General features: G+C 40.1%; 34 protein-coding genes. 31 read left to right on the forward strand and 3 right to left on the reverse strand.

Going from position 1 to position 18481, the window contains the following annotated elements; all coding sequences use genetic code 11:
* Positions 1–15 precede the first annotated feature (15 nt).
* The 3 genes from cgtA to rplU form a co-directional block, all read right to left on the reverse strand.
* Positions 16–1233 (reverse strand): Obg family GTPase CgtA, encoded by a 1218-nt coding sequence (gene cgtA, locus ACQVD9_RS02085; RefSeq protein WP_264747252.1) that lies wholly within the window; start codon positions 1231–1233, stop codon positions 16–18.
* A gap of 147 nt (positions 1234–1380) precedes the next feature.
* Positions 1381–1638 (reverse strand): 50S ribosomal protein L27, encoded by a 258-nt coding sequence (gene rpmA / locus ACQVD9_RS02090; protein WP_201092238.1) that lies wholly within the window; start codon positions 1636–1638, stop codon positions 1381–1383.
* Positions 1639–1663: 25 nt separating this feature from the next.
* The gene (gene rplU / locus ACQVD9_RS02095; RefSeq protein WP_264747253.1) at positions 1664–1975 is read right to left on the reverse strand and encodes a 50S ribosomal protein L21; all 312 of its coding nucleotides are present in this window, start codon (positions 1973–1975) and stop codon (positions 1664–1666) included.
* A gap of 338 nt (positions 1976–2313) precedes the next feature.
* Here rplU and ACQVD9_RS02100 point away from each other — a divergent pair, with 338 nt between their 5' ends.
* From ACQVD9_RS02100 to rplQ, 31 genes are all read left to right on the forward strand, one after another.
* Positions 2314–2598: a hypothetical protein gene (locus ACQVD9_RS02100; protein WP_264747254.1), complete on the forward strand. Its 285-nt coding sequence runs from the start codon at positions 2314–2316 to the stop codon at positions 2596–2598.
* Positions 2599–2841: 243 nt separating this feature from the next.
* Positions 2842–3825: a polyprenyl synthetase family protein gene (locus ACQVD9_RS02105; RefSeq protein ID WP_264747255.1), complete on the forward strand. Its 984-nt coding sequence runs from the start codon at positions 2842–2844 to the stop codon at positions 3823–3825.
* Positions 3826–4258: 433 nt separating this feature from the next.
* Positions 4259–4483, forward strand: a complete 225-nt coding sequence (locus ACQVD9_RS02110; protein WP_264747256.1) for a hypothetical protein — start codon at positions 4259–4261, stop codon at positions 4481–4483.
* A gap of 209 nt (positions 4484–4692) precedes the next feature.
* Complete coding sequence (gene rpsJ / locus ACQVD9_RS02115; RefSeq protein WP_044501102.1) at positions 4693–5004, forward strand: 30S ribosomal protein S10; 312 nt, start codon at positions 4693–4695, stop codon at positions 5002–5004.
* Between the two features lie 80 nt (positions 5005–5084).
* Positions 5085–5720 (forward strand): 50S ribosomal protein L3, encoded by a 636-nt coding sequence (gene rplC, locus ACQVD9_RS02120; RefSeq protein WP_201092232.1) that lies wholly within the window; start codon positions 5085–5087, stop codon positions 5718–5720.
* 13 nt (positions 5721–5733) lie between these two features.
* Positions 5734–6336 (forward strand): 50S ribosomal protein L4, encoded by a 603-nt coding sequence (gene rplD / locus ACQVD9_RS02125; protein ID WP_201092231.1) that lies wholly within the window; start codon positions 5734–5736, stop codon positions 6334–6336.
* Positions 6333–6674 (forward strand): 50S ribosomal protein L23, encoded by a 342-nt coding sequence (gene rplW, locus ACQVD9_RS02130; RefSeq protein WP_201092230.1) that lies wholly within the window; start codon positions 6333–6335, stop codon positions 6672–6674. The genes rplD and rplW overlap by 4 nt, the downstream gene beginning before the upstream one ends.
* Before the next feature lie 14 nt (positions 6675–6688).
* Positions 6689–7513 carry a 50S ribosomal protein L2 gene (gene rplB / locus ACQVD9_RS02135; RefSeq protein ID WP_201092228.1) on the forward strand — a complete coding sequence of 275 codons (825 nt, stop codon included), beginning with the start codon at positions 6689–6691 and terminating at the stop codon, positions 7511–7513.
* A 14-nt stretch (positions 7514–7527) separates the two neighbouring features.
* Positions 7528–7803: a 30S ribosomal protein S19 gene (gene rpsS, locus ACQVD9_RS02140; protein ID WP_201092227.1), complete on the forward strand. Its 276-nt coding sequence runs from the start codon at positions 7528–7530 to the stop codon at positions 7801–7803.
* Between the two features lie 12 nt (positions 7804–7815).
* Complete coding sequence (gene rplV, locus ACQVD9_RS02145) at positions 7816–8166, forward strand: 50S ribosomal protein L22 (protein WP_201095922.1); 351 nt, start codon at positions 7816–7818, stop codon at positions 8164–8166.
* Between the two features lie 13 nt (positions 8167–8179).
* A complete protein-coding gene (gene rpsC / locus ACQVD9_RS02150; protein ID WP_201092226.1) occupies positions 8180–8863 on the forward strand; it encodes a 30S ribosomal protein S3 in 684 nt (227 codons plus the stop codon).
* Between the two features lie 12 nt (positions 8864–8875).
* Positions 8876–9289, forward strand: coding sequence for a 50S ribosomal protein L16 (gene rplP, locus ACQVD9_RS02155; protein WP_201092225.1), 414 nt, complete (start codon positions 8876–8878; stop codon positions 9287–9289).
* Positions 9289–9501: a 50S ribosomal protein L29 gene (rpmC, locus tag ACQVD9_RS02160; RefSeq protein ID WP_201092222.1), complete on the forward strand. Its 213-nt coding sequence runs from the start codon at positions 9289–9291 to the stop codon at positions 9499–9501. The genes rplP and rpmC overlap by 1 nt, the downstream gene beginning before the upstream one ends.
* 2 nt (positions 9502–9503) lie before the next feature.
* Positions 9504–9770, forward strand: a complete 267-nt coding sequence (rpsQ, locus tag ACQVD9_RS02165) for a 30S ribosomal protein S17 (protein WP_201092220.1) — start codon at positions 9504–9506, stop codon at positions 9768–9770.
* 18 nt (positions 9771–9788) lie between these two features.
* The gene (rplN, locus tag ACQVD9_RS02170) at positions 9789–10157 is read left to right on the forward strand and encodes a 50S ribosomal protein L14 (protein WP_201092214.1); all 369 of its coding nucleotides are present in this window, start codon (positions 9789–9791) and stop codon (positions 10155–10157) included.
* Between the two features lie 11 nt (positions 10158–10168).
* Entirely contained in the window at positions 10169–10483 is a 315-nt protein-coding gene (rplX, locus tag ACQVD9_RS02175) for a 50S ribosomal protein L24 (protein WP_201092211.1), read from the forward strand.
* Between the two features lie 18 nt (positions 10484–10501).
* Positions 10502–11041, forward strand: a complete 540-nt coding sequence (gene rplE, locus ACQVD9_RS02180; protein ID WP_201092208.1) for a 50S ribosomal protein L5 — start codon at positions 10502–10504, stop codon at positions 11039–11041.
* A gap of 10 nt (positions 11042–11051) precedes the next feature.
* The gene (gene rpsN, locus ACQVD9_RS02185; RefSeq protein WP_264747257.1) at positions 11052–11357 is read left to right on the forward strand and encodes a 30S ribosomal protein S14; all 306 of its coding nucleotides are present in this window, start codon (positions 11052–11054) and stop codon (positions 11355–11357) included.
* A gap of 185 nt (positions 11358–11542) precedes the next feature.
* Positions 11543–11935 (forward strand): 30S ribosomal protein S8, encoded by a 393-nt coding sequence (gene rpsH / locus ACQVD9_RS02190; protein WP_201092200.1) that lies wholly within the window; start codon positions 11543–11545, stop codon positions 11933–11935.
* 12 nt (positions 11936–11947) lie between these two features.
* Positions 11948–12484 carry a 50S ribosomal protein L6 gene (rplF, locus tag ACQVD9_RS02195; RefSeq protein WP_264747258.1) on the forward strand — a complete coding sequence of 179 codons (537 nt, stop codon included), beginning with the start codon at positions 11948–11950 and terminating at the stop codon, positions 12482–12484.
* A gap of 10 nt (positions 12485–12494) precedes the next feature.
* Positions 12495–12845 carry a 50S ribosomal protein L18 gene (rplR, locus tag ACQVD9_RS02200; protein ID WP_201092196.1) on the forward strand — a complete coding sequence of 117 codons (351 nt, stop codon included), beginning with the start codon at positions 12495–12497 and terminating at the stop codon, positions 12843–12845.
* A gap of 3 nt (positions 12846–12848) precedes the next feature.
* Complete coding sequence (gene rpsE, locus ACQVD9_RS02205; RefSeq protein WP_201092191.1) at positions 12849–13376, forward strand: 30S ribosomal protein S5; 528 nt, start codon at positions 12849–12851, stop codon at positions 13374–13376.
* Positions 13377–13378: 2 nt separating this feature from the next.
* On the forward strand, positions 13379–13564 hold the full coding sequence (gene rpmD / locus ACQVD9_RS02210; RefSeq protein WP_201092185.1) for a 50S ribosomal protein L30: 186 nt from the start codon (positions 13379–13381) through the stop codon (positions 13562–13564).
* 2 nt (positions 13565–13566) lie between these two features.
* The gene (rplO, locus tag ACQVD9_RS02215) at positions 13567–14007 is read left to right on the forward strand and encodes a 50S ribosomal protein L15 (protein WP_201092184.1); all 441 of its coding nucleotides are present in this window, start codon (positions 13567–13569) and stop codon (positions 14005–14007) included.
* Positions 14008–15339, forward strand: coding sequence for a preprotein translocase subunit SecY (secY, locus tag ACQVD9_RS02220; RefSeq protein ID WP_264747259.1), 1332 nt, complete (start codon positions 14008–14010; stop codon positions 15337–15339).
* A 24-nt stretch (positions 15340–15363) separates the two neighbouring features.
* Complete coding sequence (gene rpmJ, locus ACQVD9_RS02225; RefSeq protein ID WP_201092182.1) at positions 15364–15480, forward strand: 50S ribosomal protein L36; 117 nt, start codon at positions 15364–15366, stop codon at positions 15478–15480.
* Between the two features lie 126 nt (positions 15481–15606).
* On the forward strand, positions 15607–15963 hold the full coding sequence (gene rpsM, locus ACQVD9_RS02230) for a 30S ribosomal protein S13 (protein WP_264747260.1): 357 nt from the start codon (positions 15607–15609) through the stop codon (positions 15961–15963).
* A 25-nt stretch (positions 15964–15988) separates the two neighbouring features.
* On the forward strand, positions 15989–16378 hold the full coding sequence (rpsK, locus tag ACQVD9_RS02235; protein WP_109704024.1) for a 30S ribosomal protein S11: 390 nt from the start codon (positions 15989–15991) through the stop codon (positions 16376–16378).
* Between the two features lie 14 nt (positions 16379–16392).
* The gene (rpsD, locus tag ACQVD9_RS02240; protein ID WP_201092165.1) at positions 16393–17013 is read left to right on the forward strand and encodes a 30S ribosomal protein S4; all 621 of its coding nucleotides are present in this window, start codon (positions 16393–16395) and stop codon (positions 17011–17013) included.
* Between the two features lie 22 nt (positions 17014–17035).
* A complete protein-coding gene (locus ACQVD9_RS02245) occupies positions 17036–18034 on the forward strand; it encodes a DNA-directed RNA polymerase subunit alpha (protein ID WP_201092151.1) in 999 nt (332 codons plus the stop codon).
* Positions 18035–18077: 43 nt separating this feature from the next.
* The gene (gene rplQ / locus ACQVD9_RS02250) at positions 18078–18476 is read left to right on the forward strand and encodes a 50S ribosomal protein L17 (RefSeq protein WP_264747261.1); all 399 of its coding nucleotides are present in this window, start codon (positions 18078–18080) and stop codon (positions 18474–18476) included.
* Positions 18477–18481: the final 5 nt, after the last annotated feature.

The following is an 18481-nucleotide window of genomic DNA, read 5'->3' on the forward strand; positions in this document are numbered from 1 at the left end:
GGTAGCTATAGCTGATTATCTTACATAGATAATTTCTGGGCCGTCCTCATCATCTTCATCCCAATCATCCATATCGTCAGTGTCATCATCACTCGCTTTTAAACCACTACGACGTAATGCTCTAGCATCATCTAAACCTTGTAAGTGAGCGCGTGTTTCATCTTCAATACGTTGGTCGAGGTCTTTAAGATAATCTGCGTATTCAGGATCTTCTTCTATACGCAAAGTGCGTTCATCTAAATAACGCATAACTGCTTGTGCAAGTGATTCTGTACCTTCTCGTTCACTAGCAGAAATAATATAAACAGGGCCTTGCCATTGTAGTTTTTCTACAATAGCTTGTTTCACTTCTTGTTGTTCATCTTCTAATAATTGATCTGCTTTGTTCAGAATTAACCAACGATCACGTTCTACTAGTGATGGGCTAAACTTTTCTAATTCATTTAGAATAGTAACAGCCGCATCAGCAGGATCACTACCATCCAACGGTAACATATCCACTAGGTGTAATAGTAAGCGGGTACGGGTTAAGTGTTTTAAGAAACGTGTACCTAAGCCACTACCATCTGACGCACCCTCAATTAGTCCAGGAATATCAGCGATCACGAAGCTTTTAAAGCTGCCAACACTCACTACGCCTAGATTAGGCACAATGGTAGTAAAAGGATAGTCTGCTACTTTGGCTTTTGCCGCAGAGACGCTACGAATAAAGGTACTTTTGCCTGCATTAGGTAAGCCTAATAAACCTACATCAGCAATCACTTTAAGTTCTAATTTCAGATCACGAGCTTCACCAGGTTTGCCAGGCGTAGTTTGGCGTGGCGCACGGTTAGTACTGGATTTAAAACGAGTATTACCTAAACCATGCCAACCACCTTGCGCCACCATTAAGCGTTGACCTTCTTTAGTTAAGTCGCCAATGATTTCTTGGGTATTAGCATCAATAATGGTTGTGCCAATGGGAACTGGTAAAATAAGGTCATCACCTTTAGCGCCCGTACAATCAGTGCTACCACCATTTTGACCACGCTGTGCTTGGAAGCGACGGGTATAGCGATAGTCAACCAAGGTGTTCAGGTTAGCAGCGGCCTCTAGATAGACAGAGCCACCATCACCACCATCGCCACCGTTGGGGCCGCCTTTCTCAATAAATTTTTCTCGTCTAAAACTCATGCAACCATTACCGCCATCACCAGCTTGTACATGAATAGATACTTCATCAACAAATTTCATAAATTACCTTCGTCTCGCGACGGATTTTTAATTAGCCTGATTGTTAGTTTAATTAGTTATGGAGGGTTTGCAAGTTAGAAGAGAAATTTTCTTGAGTTAAAGACAAAAAAACCCTGCCATAGACAGGGTTTTTTCTAAATAGTGAGATTATGCAGCAACAATGCTTACATAACGACGGCCAAATTGACCTTTCACTTCAAACTTAACAACACCATCTACTTTAGCAAATAAAGTATGGTCTTTACCAATACCAACACCATAACCTGGGTGGAATTGAGTACCACGTTGACGAACAAGGATGTTACCTGCTTTTACAGTTTGTCCACCAAATAATTTAACACCTAGTCGTTTGGATTCGGAATCACGACCGTTGCGGGTAGAACCGCCAGCTTTCTTATGTGCCATGAGTTATATACTCCTCAAAAAGGTCTTAGGCAGAAATACCAGTAATCTTGATTTCAGTGTACCATTGACGGTGACCCTGACGTTTCATATGGTGTTTACGACGACGGAATTTGATAATTCTGATTTTGTCGTGACGACCTTGGCTGATTACTTCAGCTGTAACTTTAGCGCCTTCTACTACAGGAGCGCCAATATTAATTTGTTCACCATTAGCAACTAAAAGTACTTTATCAATAGTGATAGTTTCACCAGTAGGAACTTCTAGTTTTTCAACTTTAAGGTATTCACCTTCAGCGACTTTGTATTGTTTGCCGCCAGTTACAATTACTGCATACATTTAAAATAATCTCCGTTAGTCCTGCTCACCCGACGCTTTATCATCAGTATAATTGGTCTGGCATGGCTGCTAGGTGCTGGAAAACACTAAGCTATTGCGTGACAGGTAGTTACCTGAGGGAATTCAGGGGTTAGGATTTTACTCTGCTTATTATAACTAAGCAAGTGGATTTATAAAATATTATGGTTTTATTGTATAGATAACGATGCAAGTATAGGTCTTTTTTGAGAAAAGATTACAATTCAATTAAAATACACAAAGTAGATGTTTATAAAATTTACTTTATATCAGAGAGTATATTATGAAATCTAATCAACTTAACTAAGCATAGACGAGTTATGTATATAGAAAATAAAGAGGGGTTAATTGATGGGACTGATGCTTGCATAGGTTGGGTGAGTTTTTCAAAAACAGGCAAAACAATTTACTATAAGGGTAAAACATTCATTAGTAACAAGGGTAAAGGGGTACGAGGAAATTTTAGGGATCTTGAAACAGGTGAGGAGTATTGGATATCAGGTGTTAAAAAAAGTGGTTCAAATATACACTCCAGCGAATCTATCAGTTCAATTATGATTGATCAAGATGTTCAAGATGAATACAGACGTATCAAAAATTTATAATAGTAGCTACTTATAATCATTACTTTATTTTCGATGAAATCTGTTCTTTTATTTTTCTTAAAATGAACACATGGTTTTAAAAAAATTATTACGAGCGCGCGTAAATTAAATGAAGGCTTATCTAATATAGAGGATAAAGGTGTTTTGTAAAAAGCTAATCAATATATTTATCTAGCATAAATGCTTGACACTTATTAGTTGCCCACCTAGCATTACGCACAATATTTTTAAGGAATAGATAGAGTGACTGTTCAATCTAAAACTCAAAGCTTTTACCAAGTTATTGCCGAAGATTTTGCTAGGGTAGATGATATTATCCGTAAACAATTAGTGTCGGATGTTCCTTTAGTTGAACAAATTGCAGAGTATATTATCTCGGCTGGTGGTAAACGCTTACGTCCTCTATTAGTGTTATTAGCAGGTAATGCAGTTGGTAAAAAAGGAGATGACCTTTGTTTATTGGCTGGGCTTATTGAGTTTATTCATACTTCTACCTTACTGCATGATGATGTGGTTGATGCTTCTGGTTTACGTAGAGGTCGTTCAACAGCTAACGCTATTTGGGGTAATGCGCCTAGTGTATTAGTAGGTGACTTTTTATATACCCGTGCTTTTGAAATGATGGTGAAATTAGATTCCATGCATATTATGCAGGTGATTTCCCATGCTACCCGTATTATTGCGGAAGGTGAGGTATTACAGTTATCCCGCGTACGTGATGCTAGCACTACGGAAGAAATCTATATGCAAGTCATCCGTGGTAAAACAGCGATGTTATTTGAAGCGGCTACCCATAGTGCAGGCGTGTTAGCGAAAGCTACTCCTGAACAATGTGAAGCTTTACGTTGTTTTGGTGATGCATTAGGTATTGCTTTTCAATTAGTAGATGATTTGTTGGATTACCGTGGCAGTACGGATGATCTTGGTAAAAATGTTGGTGATGATCTCGCTGAGGGTAAACCGACCTTACCTCTTATCTATGCCATGAAGCATGGTAATGTAGAACAATCTGCAATCGTTCGTAAAGCTATTCAAAAAGGCGGAACTGATCAATTAGAGCTAATTAGTCAGATAGTGCAAGAGACAGGGGCATTAGACTATACTGCTCAATTGGCTAGAAGTTATGCTGAGAAAGCAATAGCTTATTTACAGAGTGCTATTCCTGATAGCAAATATAAAGATGCTTTAATTGAGTTAACTGAATTTTCTGTTGCTAGGACTTATTAATAGCTATTTAGAGTAAATCAAAGAACTTAGCCTGTATAGGAAAATATAAATCTAAAGTCATTGCCTTGTGTATTAGTAAAGAAATAGAACTTTTCATCTATATCGCTTACTGTGTGAAAATAATATCAATATATGTTCCATAAAACTGTAATAGCTATTTTTTGTTTGTTTAAGTAGTAAGGCTATTGGTTTATTTGGATCCTTATTTGGTGATCTTTATCGCTCTTCCAAAATAACTAAGATTGTTGTTTTGTTATTGTTGGAGGTTTGAAAATTCTATATCTAGTAATTAAAAATATATCTTCTATCAATTGAACGTCATTGTTGAAGTTTGCGTTATCTCAATTTTAGGATAAATAATTCAAATACCCCTTGTTTTAAATACAAATGATAATTATTATCATTTTAAATGGTATGTTAAATGAGGTGATTTATGATTTATCTAGTAGATGCTTGGTTAGAATGTGCACATCCTAGTCTACGTATTTTGAATAAAAATACGGGTGAAGTTTGTCTTACATTGAATGAGCAAGAAGTTATTAGCTATCAAGAGCAGGGCATATTTGATGTGGCAAGTTTGTTTTCAACCAATCAAGAAGTGATCCAGGAGCTTACTAATGACCTGTTTATAGCTAAACATATAGTATATAAATTGTAACAAAATATTTATATATTGAGATATGTGGATGGTATGCAAATAAACCAAGAGTTCTTATGGTCATTGTCTAAGCTATCCTGAACACTATTGAGTTAGTCAATTTAAAACGATATTAATGATTGACAGTAAGGCTAACTCCTCGTAGAATTGCGCCTCTTTTCAGTGGGCATAGTCCGCCTGCTGAAAGTTATTAAGAGTCTGAGGTCAACATGCAAAACCAACAAATTCGTATTCGGTTAAAGGCATTTGATCACCGCTTGATCGATCAATCAACTCAGGAAATCGTAGATACTGCGAAACGTACTGGGGCTCAAGTTCGTGGTCCAATACCATTACCAACTCGTAAAGAGAGATTTACTGTATTGATTTCTCCGCACGTTAATAAAGACGCGCGTGATCAATATGAAATTCGTACTCATAAAAGAGTATTAGATATCGTGCAACCAACTGATAAAACAGTTGATGCATTAATGAAGCTTGATCTTGCAGCTGGTGTAGAAGTGCAAATCAGCCTCGGCTAAGGCATTGCTTTAGTCGTGTAACGCTCTGAAATGGGCGGCCATAGCGGGTGAAAGCCCCGTACACTTATAGAGGTATATATATGACAATTGGTGTTATCGGTCGTAAATGCGGTATGACTCGCATTTTTACCGAAGAAGGTATCTCGATTCCGGTTACTGTTATTGAAGTTGAACCAAATCGTGTTACTCAATTCAAATCAGAAGAAACTGATGGCTACCGTGCTGTACAGGTTACAGTGGGTGAGCGTCGTACTTCTCGTGTTTCAAAACCACAAGCTGGTCACTTTGCAAAAGCTAAAGTAGCTGCTGGTCGTGGCGTTTTAGAATTCCGTTTAGAAGATGGCGAATACCAAGCTGGTGACGAACTTAAAGTTGATATGTTCGAAGCTGGTCAAATGGTTGACGTAACTGGTCAATCTAAGGGTAAAGGATTTGCTGGTACTATTAAACGTTGGAATTTCCGCGGTCAAGACAATACACATGGTAACTCAGTGTCTCACCGTGTACCAGGCTCTATCGGTCAGTGTCAGACTCCTGGTCGTGTTTTCAAAGGCAAGAAAATGTCTGGTCATTTAGGTGCTGAGCGCGTAACTGTGCAGTCCCTACAAATCGTTCGTGTTGACGTTGAGCGCAACTTACTATTAGTAAAAGGAGCTGTTCCTGGTGCTACTGGTAGTGATGTGATTGTACGTCCTGCTGTTAAAGCTCGCGGTTAAGGGGGAATAAAGAATGCAATTAAATGTAAATGGTGCGCAAGCAATCGAAGTTAATCAAGCAGTCTTTGATGCAAAGTACAATGAAACATTAATCCACCAAGCTGTAGTAGCTTATATGGCTGCTGGTCGTCAAGGTACACGTGCACAAAAAACTCGTGCAGAAGTATCTGGTGGTGGCAAAAAGCCTTGGCGTCAAAAAGGTACTGGTCGCGCACGTGCTGGGTCTACTCGTAGCCCAATCTGGCGTAGCGGTGGTACTACTTTTGCAGCTAAGCCACAAGATCATTCACAAAAAATTAACCGTAAAATGTATCGTGCAGCGATTCGTTCAATTTTATCTGAACTTGCGCGTACTGATCGTTTAGTAGTGGTTGAGAATTTTGCTGTTGATGCGCCAAAAACTAAAGAATTAGTGAATAAACTGCAAGCATTAGAGTTAAAAGATGTATTAATCATAACTGATGCTTTTGATACTAACCTATGGTTAGCAGCTCGTAACCTACCTCATGTAGATTATGTAGAAGCAAGTGGTTCAGATCCTGTCAGTTTAATTGCTTATGAAAAGGTACTTATTACTGTACCTGCTATTAAGAAAATTGAGGAGGTATTGGCATGAGTTTTGAACAAGCTCGTTTATACAAGGTTCTTCTTGCCCCTCTCCATACTGAGAAGTCAGAACTTATTTTAGAAGAAGGCGGTCAAGATCGCATTGCTTTTAAAGTGGCTGCTACTGCTAATAAAGTTGAGATCAAAGAAGCAGTTGAAAAACTATTCAAAGTTGAAGTAGCTAAAGTGATGACCTTAAACGTTAAAGGTAAGGTCAAAAGAGAAATGTCTGGTAAAACTTCAAAACGTATTCGTTTTGCAAAAGGTAAAGAAAGCGATTGGAAAAAAGCCTACGTTGTTCTTAAGCCAGGCAGTGTTATTGAATCATTAGCTGCTCAAGATAAATAAGGTAGGGTGCATCCATGGCTATAGTTAAATGCAAACCGACCTCAGCAGGACGTCGTTTCGTAGTTAAAGTAGTAACTCCAGAGTTACATAAAGGTGCTCCATATGCACCATTACTTGAGAAAAAGTCTAAGTCTGGTGGTCGTAACAATAATGGTCGTATCACTACGCGCCATATTGGTGGTGGACATAAGCAACATTACCGTTTAGTTGATTTCCGTCGCAATGATAAAGATGGTATTCCTGCGGTTGTAGAGCGTATTGAATATGATCCAAACCGTACTGCACATATTGCTTTATTGAAATATGCAGATGGTGAGCGTCGTTATATTATTGCACCTAAAGGTGTTAAAGCTGGCGATCAAATAATCGCTGGTGCGCATGCACCGATTAAGGCGGGTAATACATTACCATTACGTAATATCCCAGTAGGTAGTACTATTCACTGTATCGAAATGAAACCTGGTAAAGGTGCACAAATTGCACGTTCAGCGGGTGCTTCTGTACAGTTAGTTGCTCGTGAAGGTGCTTATGTAACGGTACGTTTACGTTCTGGTGAAATGCGTAAAATCTTATCAGAATGTCGTGCAACTTTAGGTGAAGTATCTAATGGTGAACATAGCTTACGTTCATTAGGTAAGGCTGGTGCAAGCCGCTGGCGTGGTATTCGTCCTACAGTACGTGGTGTGGCAATGAACCCTGTTGACCATCCACATGGTGGTGGTGAAGGTCGTACTTCTGGTGGTCGTCACCCAGTTACGCCTTGGGGTATCAAAACCAAAGGTAAGAAAACTCGTACTAATAAACGTACTGACAATATGATTGTCCGTCGTCGTAAATAAGTGAGGATACGATAATGCCACGTTCGTTAAAGAAAGGTCCTTTTATCGATCTTCACCTATTGAAGAAGATCGAAACGGCTGTTGAAAAGAATGATCGTAAGCCAATTAAAACTTGGTCACGTCGTTCTATGATATTGCCACAAATGGTAGGTTTAACTATCGCTGTTCACAATGGTCGTCAACATGTACCAGTACTTGTGAATGAAGATATGGTTGGCCATAAATTAGGCGAGTTTGCTGCTACCCGTACATATCGTGGTCATGCGGCAGATAAGAAAGCCAAGCGTTAATAGGTGAGCGTAATGAAAGAAGACAAAGATAAGATAGTATCTGCGAAATTATCAGGTGCTCGTATTTCTGCTCAGAAAGCTCGCTTAGTAGCTGATCAAATTCGTGGGAAGGAGATTGGCACTGCACTTAATTTACTAACGTTCAGCAGTAAAAAAGCTGCTCCGTTATTTAAGAAAGTGCTTGAGTCAGCGATTGCAAATGCTGAACAAAACAAGGGCTTTGACATTGATGACCTGAAAATTCATGCTGTTTATGTTGACGAAGGGCGTTCTTTAAAACGTATGCTTCCTCGTGCAAAAGGTCGTGCTGATCGTATTGTTAAACGGTCTTGTCATATCACTGTTAAAGTTATCGAAAAGTAACGGAGTCGATCAGATGGGTCAGAAAGTACATCCTACTGGCATACGCCTAGGAATCGTAAAGGAGCACACTTCTGTTTGGTATGCAGACCGCAAAAACTATGCGGATTATCTAAATACTGACTTGAAAGTTCGTGGTTACCTCCAAGATAAATTAAAAAACGCGTCCGTGAGCCGAATCGACATTGCTCGTCCAGCTCAAAGTGCACGTATTACTATTCACACTGCACGTCCTGGTATTGTTATCGGGAAAAAAGGTGAAGATGTGGAGAAGTTACGTCAGGACCTGACCAAACAAATGGGTGTTCCCGTTCATATTAATATTGAAGAAATTCGTAAACCAGAATTAGACGCAATGTTAGTAGCACAAGGTGTTGCCCAGCAGTTAGAGCGTCGTGTTATGTTCCGTCGTGCAATGAAACGTGCGGTTCAGAGCGCAATGCGTCTTGGTGCTAAAGGTATCAAGATTCAGGTAAGCGGTCGCTTAGGTGGTGCAGAAATCGCTCGTAGCGAATGGTATCGTGAAGGTCGTGTTCCTTTACATACACTTCGTGCCGATATCGATTATGCAACCTATGAAGCACACACTACTTATGGTGTAATCGGTGTTAAAGTTTGGATCTTCAAAGGCGAAGTTATTGGTGGCCAATTAGAAGAAACTAAACCAGCACCTACATCTCGTAAAAAAGCTGCTAAGTAAGGGGTACGCCAAATGTTACAACCAAAGCGTACAAAATTTAGAAAGCAGATGACGGGTCATAACCGTGGTCTTGCTCATCGCGGTAGCAAAGTGAGTTTTGGCGAGTACGCGCTGAAAGCTACTGGACGCGGTCGTTTAACTGCTCGTCAAATCGAAGCAGCACGTCGTGCTCTCACACGTCACGTTAAACGTGGTGGTAAAATCTGGATTCGTGTGTTTCCTGATAAGCCAATTACCAAGAAACCTTTAGAAGTTCGTATGGGTAAAGGTAAAGGTGGCGTAGAATACTGGGTAGCACAAATTCAACCTGGTAAAGTTCTTTACGAAATTGAAGGCGTTTCAGAAGTATTAGCCCGTGAAGCTTTTGCACTTGCTGCAGCTAAACTTCCTATTCCCACCTCTTTTGTTAAGCGGACGGTGATGTAATGAAATTAAAACAAAGACGTGAAGAAGTACGGAATCTTTCCGTAGAACAAATTAACGAGCAAATCATGGGCTTATTGCGTGATCAGTTTAATTTGCGTATGCAAAAAGCGACTGGTCAATTAGGTCAAGTTCACTTGCTCAAACAGGTTAAACGTGATATCGCTCGCCTTAAAACCGAGTTGACCGCGAAGCAGAAGCAGGCAGGTAAGTGATTATGGCTGAAGCTCAAAAAACCGTTCGCACGCTTATGGGTCGTGTGACTAGCGATAAAATGGACAAAACAATTACTGTATTGATTGAGCGTCGTGTAAAACACCCAATCTATGGTAAGTATGTTAAACGTTCTACTAAATTACATGCGCACGATGAGACTAATCAATGTCGCATTGGCGACACAGTTACCATTCGTGAAACACGTCCACTATCCAAGACTAAAGCTTGGACATTAGTGGAAGTTGTTGAACGCGCGGACGCAGTGTAAGGGGGTCGGAGAAAATATATGATTCAGACTCAATCAATGCTAGATGTGGCAGATAACAGTGGTGCACGTCGTGTGATGTGTATCAAAGTATTAGGTGGTTCTCACCGTCGTTATGCTGCTGTGGGTGACATCATTAAGGTAGCTGTGAAAGAAGCCATCCCACGTGGTAAAGTTAAAAAAGGGCAAGTGATGACTGCGGTAGTTGTACGTACTCGTCATGGTGTTCGTCGTCAAGATGGTTCTTTAATCCGTTTTGATGATAACGCAGCTGTGTTATTAAACAATAAGCAAGAGCCGATTGGTACCCGTATCTTTGGACCAGTAACTCGTGAACTTCGTACTGAGAAGTTTATGAAAATCGTCTCACTTGCTCCAGAAGTGTTGTAAGGAGAGGCGCTATGAAGAAGATTCGTCGAGATGACGAAATTATCGTCATCGCCGGTAAAGATAAAGGTAAGCGCGGCCGTATTGTTAAAGTGCTTGCTGATGATCGTGTGATTGTAAGTGGTATTAATATGGTTAAACGCCATACTAAGCCTAATCCACAAGCTGGTACTCAAGGCGGTATTGTTGAGAAAGAAGCACCTTTGCATATCTCTAACGTTGCTATTTTCAATTCTGAAACTAGCAAAGCAGATCGCGTAGGTTTTAAATTTGAAGATGGTGTTAAGGTTCGTATCTTCAAGTCCAATCAACAACCGATTGATGCTTGAGAAGGAAGGTAAATAACCATGGCACGTCTAGAAAAAGTTTATAAAGAACAAATTCTTCCTAAATTAAAGGATGAATTAAAATTAGCTAATGTGATGGAAGTTCCTCGCATTACCAAAATCACCCTTAACATGGGGCTTGGTGAAGCAATTGGCGATAAAAAAGTAATTGAAAATGCTTTAGCTGATCTTGAGAAAATCACAGGTCAAAAAGCAGTGGTTACTAAAGCGCGTAAATCAATTGCGGGTTTCAAGGTTCGTGAAGGTTGGCCAATTGGTATTAAGGTAACTTTACGTCGTGATCGTATGTATGAGTTTTTGGATCGTTTGATTTCGATCTCTTTACCACGTGTACGTGACTTCCGTGGCTTAAATGCCAAGTCTTTTGACGGACGCGGAAATTACAGCATGGGTGTAAAAGAACAAATCATTTTCCCAGAAATTGATTACGATAAAATTGATGCTTTACGTGGTTTAGATATTACTGTAACCACTACAGCGCGTACGGATGAAGAAGGGCGTGCATTATTACGTGCATTTAACTTCCCATTCCGTAACTAGGAGTTAGACAATGGCTAAAATGAGCATGAAAAACCGTGAATTGAAACGTCAACAAACGGTTGCTAAATACGCTGAAAAGCGTGCTGCTTTAAAAGCAATTATTGTTAACCCAAAGTCTACTGATGAAGAGCGTTGGGAAGCACAAGTTGCTTTACAAAAACAACCTCGTGATGCAAGTAAATCACGTATTCGTAACCGTTGCCGTATTACTGGCCGTCCACACGGTGTATACCGTAAGTTCGGTTTAGGACGTAACAAGTTACGTGAAGCAGCAATGCGCGGTGATGTGCCAGGTTTAGTGAAAGCTAGCTGGTAATCACTCAGTAATTAAGTTGTAAATAAGATAAGTCAAGCTTTATAGCTTGACTTATTTTTTTTGTGTCGTTAAAATGCTCGGCTCGCCGAATCTCTGTGTGGAGCATTTTGGCGTTTCGTAGCCTATTTATATTGATTTAAATAATAAAATAGGTTCTTTTATATTTTTAGGAGTAAAAATAGCCCATGAGTATGCAGGACCCGTTAGCTGATATGCTAACCCGTATCCGTAATGCCCAAATGGCTGAAAAGTCAGTTGTAAGCATGCCATCCTCTAAATTAAAGGTGGCTGTAGCCAAAGTTCTTCAAGACGAAGGTTACATTCAAGGGTACTCAGTTAGTGAAAGCGTAAAACCCGAGTTGACTATCGAATTAAAATATTTCGAAGGTCGTCCCGTTATTGAAGAACTTAAAAGAGCTAGTCGTCCAGGCTTACGTAACTACAAGTCAGCTTCTGAGCTGCCAAAAGTACGTGGTGGTCTAGGTGTATCTATCATCTCTACCAATAAAGGTGTGATGACTGATCGTGCTGCTCGCGCTGCCGGTGTTGGTGGCGAAGTACTTTGTACAGTATTCTAAGGGGAGTTAGCTATGTCACGCGTTGCTAAGAATCCCGTTACTATTCCAGCAGGGGTTGAAGTTAAAATCGCTGGAGATCAATTTTCAGTTAAAGGCCCAAAAGGTACTTTAGAAATGAAAATTCATCCTGCCGTAGAAATTACTCAGGATGGTGCTGAATTAAAATTTGCCTTACGTGAAAATGCTGAACTTAAAGTGAAAGCAATGTCTGGTACTACTCGCGCCTTAGTTAATAATATGGTGTTAGGTGTTAGTCAAGGCTTTGAGCGTAAACTATTATTAAATGGTGTTGGTTACAGAGCACAAGCTAAAGGTGAAGTTTTAAACTTAACCTTAGGTTTTTCGCATCCAATCGATTACCAATTACCTGCAGGTGTTACTGCAGAAACGCCTACTCAAACTGAAATTTTGATTAAAGGCATTGATAAACAACTAGTTGGACAAGTAGCAGCTGAAGTTCGCGGTTTCCGTCCACCAGAACCATACAAAGGTAAAGGTGTTCGTTATGCAGATGAAACTGTCCATCGTAAAGAAGCTAAGAAGAAGTAGGACATAGAAAATGAGCGACAAAAAAGAAACTCGTTTGCGCCGTGCACGTCAAGCACGTTTAAGAATGCGCGAGCTGGAAGTTGTACGTCTCTGCGTGTACCGCTCTTCCCAGCATATTTATGCGCAGGTTATTGCAGCTGATGGTGGCAAAGTATTAGCTTGTGCTTCTACGCTGGATAAAGAATTGCGTGATGGTGCAACAGGTAATATTGAGGCAGCTAAAAAAGTAGGTCAATTAATTGCGACTCGTGCTAAAGCTGCTGGTGTAACCAAACTAGCCTTTGACCGTTCTGGTTTTAAATATCATGGTCGCGTGAAGGCGTTAGCTGATGCTGCTCGTGAAGGCGGGTTGGAGTTCTAAATTATGGCAGAGCAAAGACGAGATCGCGATAATCGCGAAGAGAAAGAAAGCCGCGACGAAGGTTACATTGAGAAATTAGTTCAAGTAAATCGTGTAGCTAAAACTGTTAAAGGTGGTCGTATCTTTACTTTTACTGCATTAACTGTAGTAGGTGATGGTAAAGGTCGTGTTGGTTTTGGACGTGGTAAATCACGTGAAGTACCAGCAGCTATCCAAAAAGCAATGGAAGCAGCACGTCGCAATATGATTCAAGTTGATTTAAATGGCACTACTTTACAGTATCCAATTAAATCAGTACATGGTGCTTCTAAAGTTTACATGCAGCCAGCCTCTGAAGGTACTGGTATCATCGCTGGTGGTGCTATGCGTGCTGTATTAGAAGTAGCAGGTGTACAAAACGTATTAGCTAAGTGCTATGGTTCTACTAATCCTGTAAACGTTGTGTATGCAACTTTTAAAGGTTTAAGAGACATGCAATCTCCTGATGCCGTGGCTACTAAGCGTGGTAAAACAGTAGAGGAGATTCTGTAATCATGGCTACTGCTAACAAAGTAAAAGTTACTCTTATCAAAAGTACTAATGGTCGTTTAGCGAACCACAAGGCTTGTGTTAAAGGGTTAGGTCTACGTCGTATTGGTCACACTGTTGAAGTATTAGATACTCCAGAAAACCGTGGCATGATCAATAAGGCTTATTACCTTCTAAGAGTGGAGGATTAATAATGGCCCTATTTTTAAATGAAATCGCTAGTGCCCCAGGTGCACGTAAAGCTAAATTACGTGTTGGCCGTGGTATTGGTAGCGGTTTAGGTAAAACTGCTGGTCGTGGTCATAAAGGTGTGACTTCTCGTACTGGTGGTGGCGTTGCTCCAGGTTTTGAAGGCGGTCAAATGCCTTTACACCGTCGTTTACCAAAATTTGGCTTCGTTTCACAAAAAGCTTTAGATCGTGCAGAAGTTCGTACTTCTGAATTAGCTAAAGTAAAGGCTGATGTAGTAACACTACAAACTTTAAAAGAAGCTAATGTGATTAACTATAGTGTTAAGCGCGTTAAATTAGTGTTATCTGGTAAAGTAGCAAGTGCATTTACATTAAAAGGTATTCCTGCTACCAAAGGTGCGCGGGAAGCTGTGGAAGCTGCTGGTGGTAAGTTCGAGGACTAAATGGCTAAGCAAAACGCTCTCTCTTCATTTGCAGGTGGTGGTTTAACAGAGTTATATACTCGGTTAAAATTCTTATTCCTAGCAATTATTGTGTATCGAATAGGTGCTCATATACCTGTTCCTGGAATTAATCCTGATCAATTAAAGATTTTATTCCAACAACAAGGAGGGACGATCTTTGACTTATTCAATATGTTCTCGGGTGGTTCTCTTGAGCGTATGAGTATTTTTGCCTTAGGGATTATGCCCTATATTTCGGCATCAATTATCATGCAGCTCATGACTGCCGTAGTTCCTTCGTTAGAACAATTACGAAAAGAAGGGGAAGCAGGCCGTCGTAAAATAACTCAATATACTCGTTATGGTGCGTTATTTTTAGCGATTGTTCAGGCCATTGGTATGTCATTAGGTTTGGCTAGTCAAGGTGTTACTTTTAGTACAGCTTTCTCCTTCTTTTTTATTGCAGTAACTACCTTTGTTGCTGGTTCAATGTTTTTAATGTGGTTGGGTGAGCAAATTACTGAGCGTGGTGTTGGTAATGGTATTTCCATGCTAATCTTCGCTGGTATTGTGGCTGGTATTCCTAGTGCAATCGTTCACTCCTTAGCTGCTTCTAATGAAACAGGTGACTATTTTAGATCATTTGCAACTTTGCTTGTGGTAGGTGTACTAATCATTGCGATTGTAGCTTTCGTAGTATTTGTTGAGCGTGGGCAACGTCGTATTGAAATTAGCTATGCTAGACGTCAACAACAAGGTTATAAGAATTTTGCTAAACAAACTAGCCATTTACCATTGAAAGTAAATATGGCTGGGGTTATTCCTGCTATTTTTGCTAGTAGTATTTTACTATTCCCAGCATCTATAGCACAGTGGTTTGGCAAGGCTGAAGGTTTAGGATGGTTGGGTTCTGTAGCTCAGTTGTTAGCACCTAATCAGCCACTTTATATATTGTTGTTTATTGCTGGTATTGTATTTTTCTGTTTCTTCTATACTGCATTGGTATTTAATCCAAAAGATGTAGCAGAAAATCTGAAAAAGTCTGGTGCTTTCATCCCTGGTATTCGTCCTGGTGAGCACACTGCTCGTTACATTGATGGCGTGTTAACACGTTTAACTTTGTTCGGAGCAATTTATATGGCGGCGGTATGCTTATTACCTCAATTTTTGATTTCAAAAATTGGTTTGCCATTTTATTTAGGTGGGACGTCTTTATTGATCGTAGTAGTAGTTGTGATGGACTTTATGGCTCAAGTACAATCACATCTAGTATCTCATCAATATGACTCTCTAATGAAAAAATCTAATCTGAAAACCTATGGTAGATCGTAGGTCATAAGGTTTGGGGAGCTAGTGATGAAAGTCCGTGCATCGGTAAAGAAATTATGCCGCAATTGTAAGATTATTCGTCGCAATGGTATTGTGCGAGTAATTTGTAGTGCAGAACCTCGTCACAAACAACGTCAGGGTTGATTGTGCGCTTATAGTGATTCTCAGTAGCTAGTGTGCTACTGAGTTATTTTTTAACTACAGCAATAATATTTTATACCTTATTCCTGACTTCCAAGGTGAAAATAGCTGTCAAATGGAGTTTAATGAATGGCCCGTATTGCAGGCGTAAACATTCCAGATAACAAACATACTGTTATCTCGTTGACTTACATTTATGGTGTAGGTCGCGTTACTGCACATCAAATTTGTGCAGCGGCTGGTATTAATCCAGCTACGAAGATCAAAGATCTTTCAGAAGAGCAGCTTGAACAGCTTCGTGGTGAAGTGGCTAAATTTACGACTGAAGGTGACTTACGTCGTGAAGTTAATATGAACATTAAACGTTTGATGGATTTAGGTTGCTTCCGTGGCCTACGTCACCGTCGCGGTTTACCTGTTCATGGTCAACGTACTAAAACGAATGCTCGTACCCGTAAGGGACCACGCAAGCCAATTCGCAAGTAATTGTCTACTATAGGATTTAATTATCATGGCAAAACCTGCTGCTCGTACTCGTAAAAAAGTCAAAAAGACGGTGGTTGATGGGATCGCCCATATCCACGCTTCTTTTAATAATACCATTGTAACTATTACTGACCGTCAAGGTAATGCTCTATCTTGGGCTACTGCTGGTGGTTCTGGTTTCCGTGGATCTCGTAAAAGTACTCCATTTGCTGCTCAAGTAGCGGCAGAACGTGCTGGTCAAGCAGCATTAGAGTACGGTTTAAAGAATCTTGAAGTAAATGTTAAAGGTCCTGGCCCTGGTCGTGAGTCTGCTGTTCGTGCACTTAACGCTTGTGGTTATAAGATCGCTAGCATTACTGATGTGACGCCAATTCCTCATAATGGATGTCGTCCACCTAAGAAACGTCGTGTTTAAGGAGGCAGTGAAAAATGGCTCGTTATATTGGTCCCAAATGTAAACTGTCTCGTCGTGAAGGTACAGATCTTTTCTTAAAGAGCGGTTCACGCGCGTTAGAATCAAAATGTAATATGGAAACTGCGCCTGGTCAACATGGTCAACGTCGTGGACGTTTATCTGACTATGGTTTACAGCTTCGTGAAAAACAAAAAGTGCGCCGTATTTATGGTGTATTAGAGCGTCAGTTCAGCGGTTACTATAAAGAAGCGGCTCGTCGTAAAGGTGCAACAGGTGAAAACTTATTGCAAATTCTTGAGTGCCGTTTAGATAACGTAGTATTCCGTATGGGATTTGGTGCTACTCGTGCGGAAGCACGTCAGTTAGTATCACACAAATCTATTACTGTGAACGGTCAAGTAGTTAATATTCCATCATACCAAGTGAAAGCAGGTGATGTAGTAGCCGTTCGTGAAAAATGTAAGAATCAACTACGTATTGCTCAAGCATTAGAATTGAACTCTTCTCGTGGTTTTGTAGCATGGGTTGAAGTAGATGCTAACAAGAAAGAAGGCGTCTTCAAGAGCGTTCCTGAGCGTAGCGATTTACCAGCTGACATCAATGAAAACCTGATCGTTGAGCTTTACTCCAAGTAATTGCTAAATTAAAGGTGCTACCATGCATAGTATGCTAAATGATTTTCTGACTCCTCGACATATTGATGTTGAGGACATCAGTACAACTCGCGCTAAGATTACTTTAGAGCCTCTTGAGCGTGGGTTTGGTCACACATTAGGTAATGCATTACGCCGTATCCTGCTTTCTTCTATGCCAGGTTGCGCTGTAATTGAAGCCGAAATTGATGGTGTGCTCCATGAGTACAGCACTATTGAAGGTGTGCAAGAGGATGTAATTGAAATATTGTTAAACCTAAAAGGTTTAGCTGTTAAGTTGCATGGCCGTGACGAAGTAACTTTGACCCTTTCTAAAAAGGGTGAAGGTGTAGTGACTGCAGCAGACATTCAATTAGAACATGACGTAGAAATCGTTAATCCAGACCATATCATTGCTCATTTATCTAATAAAGGTGCATTGAACATGAGATTAAAGATTGCTCGTGGTCGTGGTTATGTACCTGCTGATGCTCGTGCTTCAGATGATGAAACAAGAGCAATTGGTCGCTTACAATTAGATGCTACTTTTAGTCCAGTGCGTCGTGTTTCTTACGTAGTTGAAAATGCTCGTGTGGAACAACGTACTAACTTGGATAAATTAGTGCTTGATTTAGAAACCAATGGTACTTTAGATCCTGAAGAAGCAATTCGTCGTGCTGCGACTATTCTTCAACATCAATTAGCTGCGTTTGTTGATTTACAAAGTGAAATTGAAACGATAGTTGATGAGCCTGAAGATGAAATTGATCCAATTCTACTTCGTCCAGTTGATGATTTAGAGTTAACAGTACGTTCAGCTAATTGCTTGAAAGCAGAAAATATTTACTACATTGGTGATTTGATTCAGCGCACTGAAGTAGAATTATTGAAAACGCCGAATTTAGGTAAAAAATCTTTAACTGAGATTAAAGATGTTTTAGCTTCTCGTGGTCTATCGCTAGGCATGCGCCTAGACAACTGGCCGCCGGCAAGTATTAAGAAAGATGATCGGTCTTTTGGCTGATCCTAATTACCACCGAGTGTATATTTGGTAAGGAATTACAACCATGCGTCATCGTAAAAGTGGTCGCCATTTAAACCGTACAAGCTCACATCGTAAAGCTATGTTCCAAAACATGGCAGTATCGTTATTTGAGCATGAATTAATTAAAACTACATTACCTAAAGCAAAAGAATTACGTCGCGTTGCTGAGCCGTTAATTACTTTAGCTAAAGTAGATAGTGTTGCTAACCGTCGTTTAGCATTTAGCCGTACTCGTTCTAAAGAAGCTGTAGGTATTCTTTTTAACGAACTAGGCAAACGTTATGCTACTCGTCCAGGCGGCTATATCCGTATTTTAAAATGCGGTTTCCGTCAAGGTGATAATGCTCCTATGGCTTATGTAGAATTAGTTGATCGTCCTTTGAAGAAAGAAGCGGTTGAAGTGGAAGCTAGTGCTGAATAAGTAAT

This window comes from Entomomonas sp. E7T21, assembly GCF_058693955.1.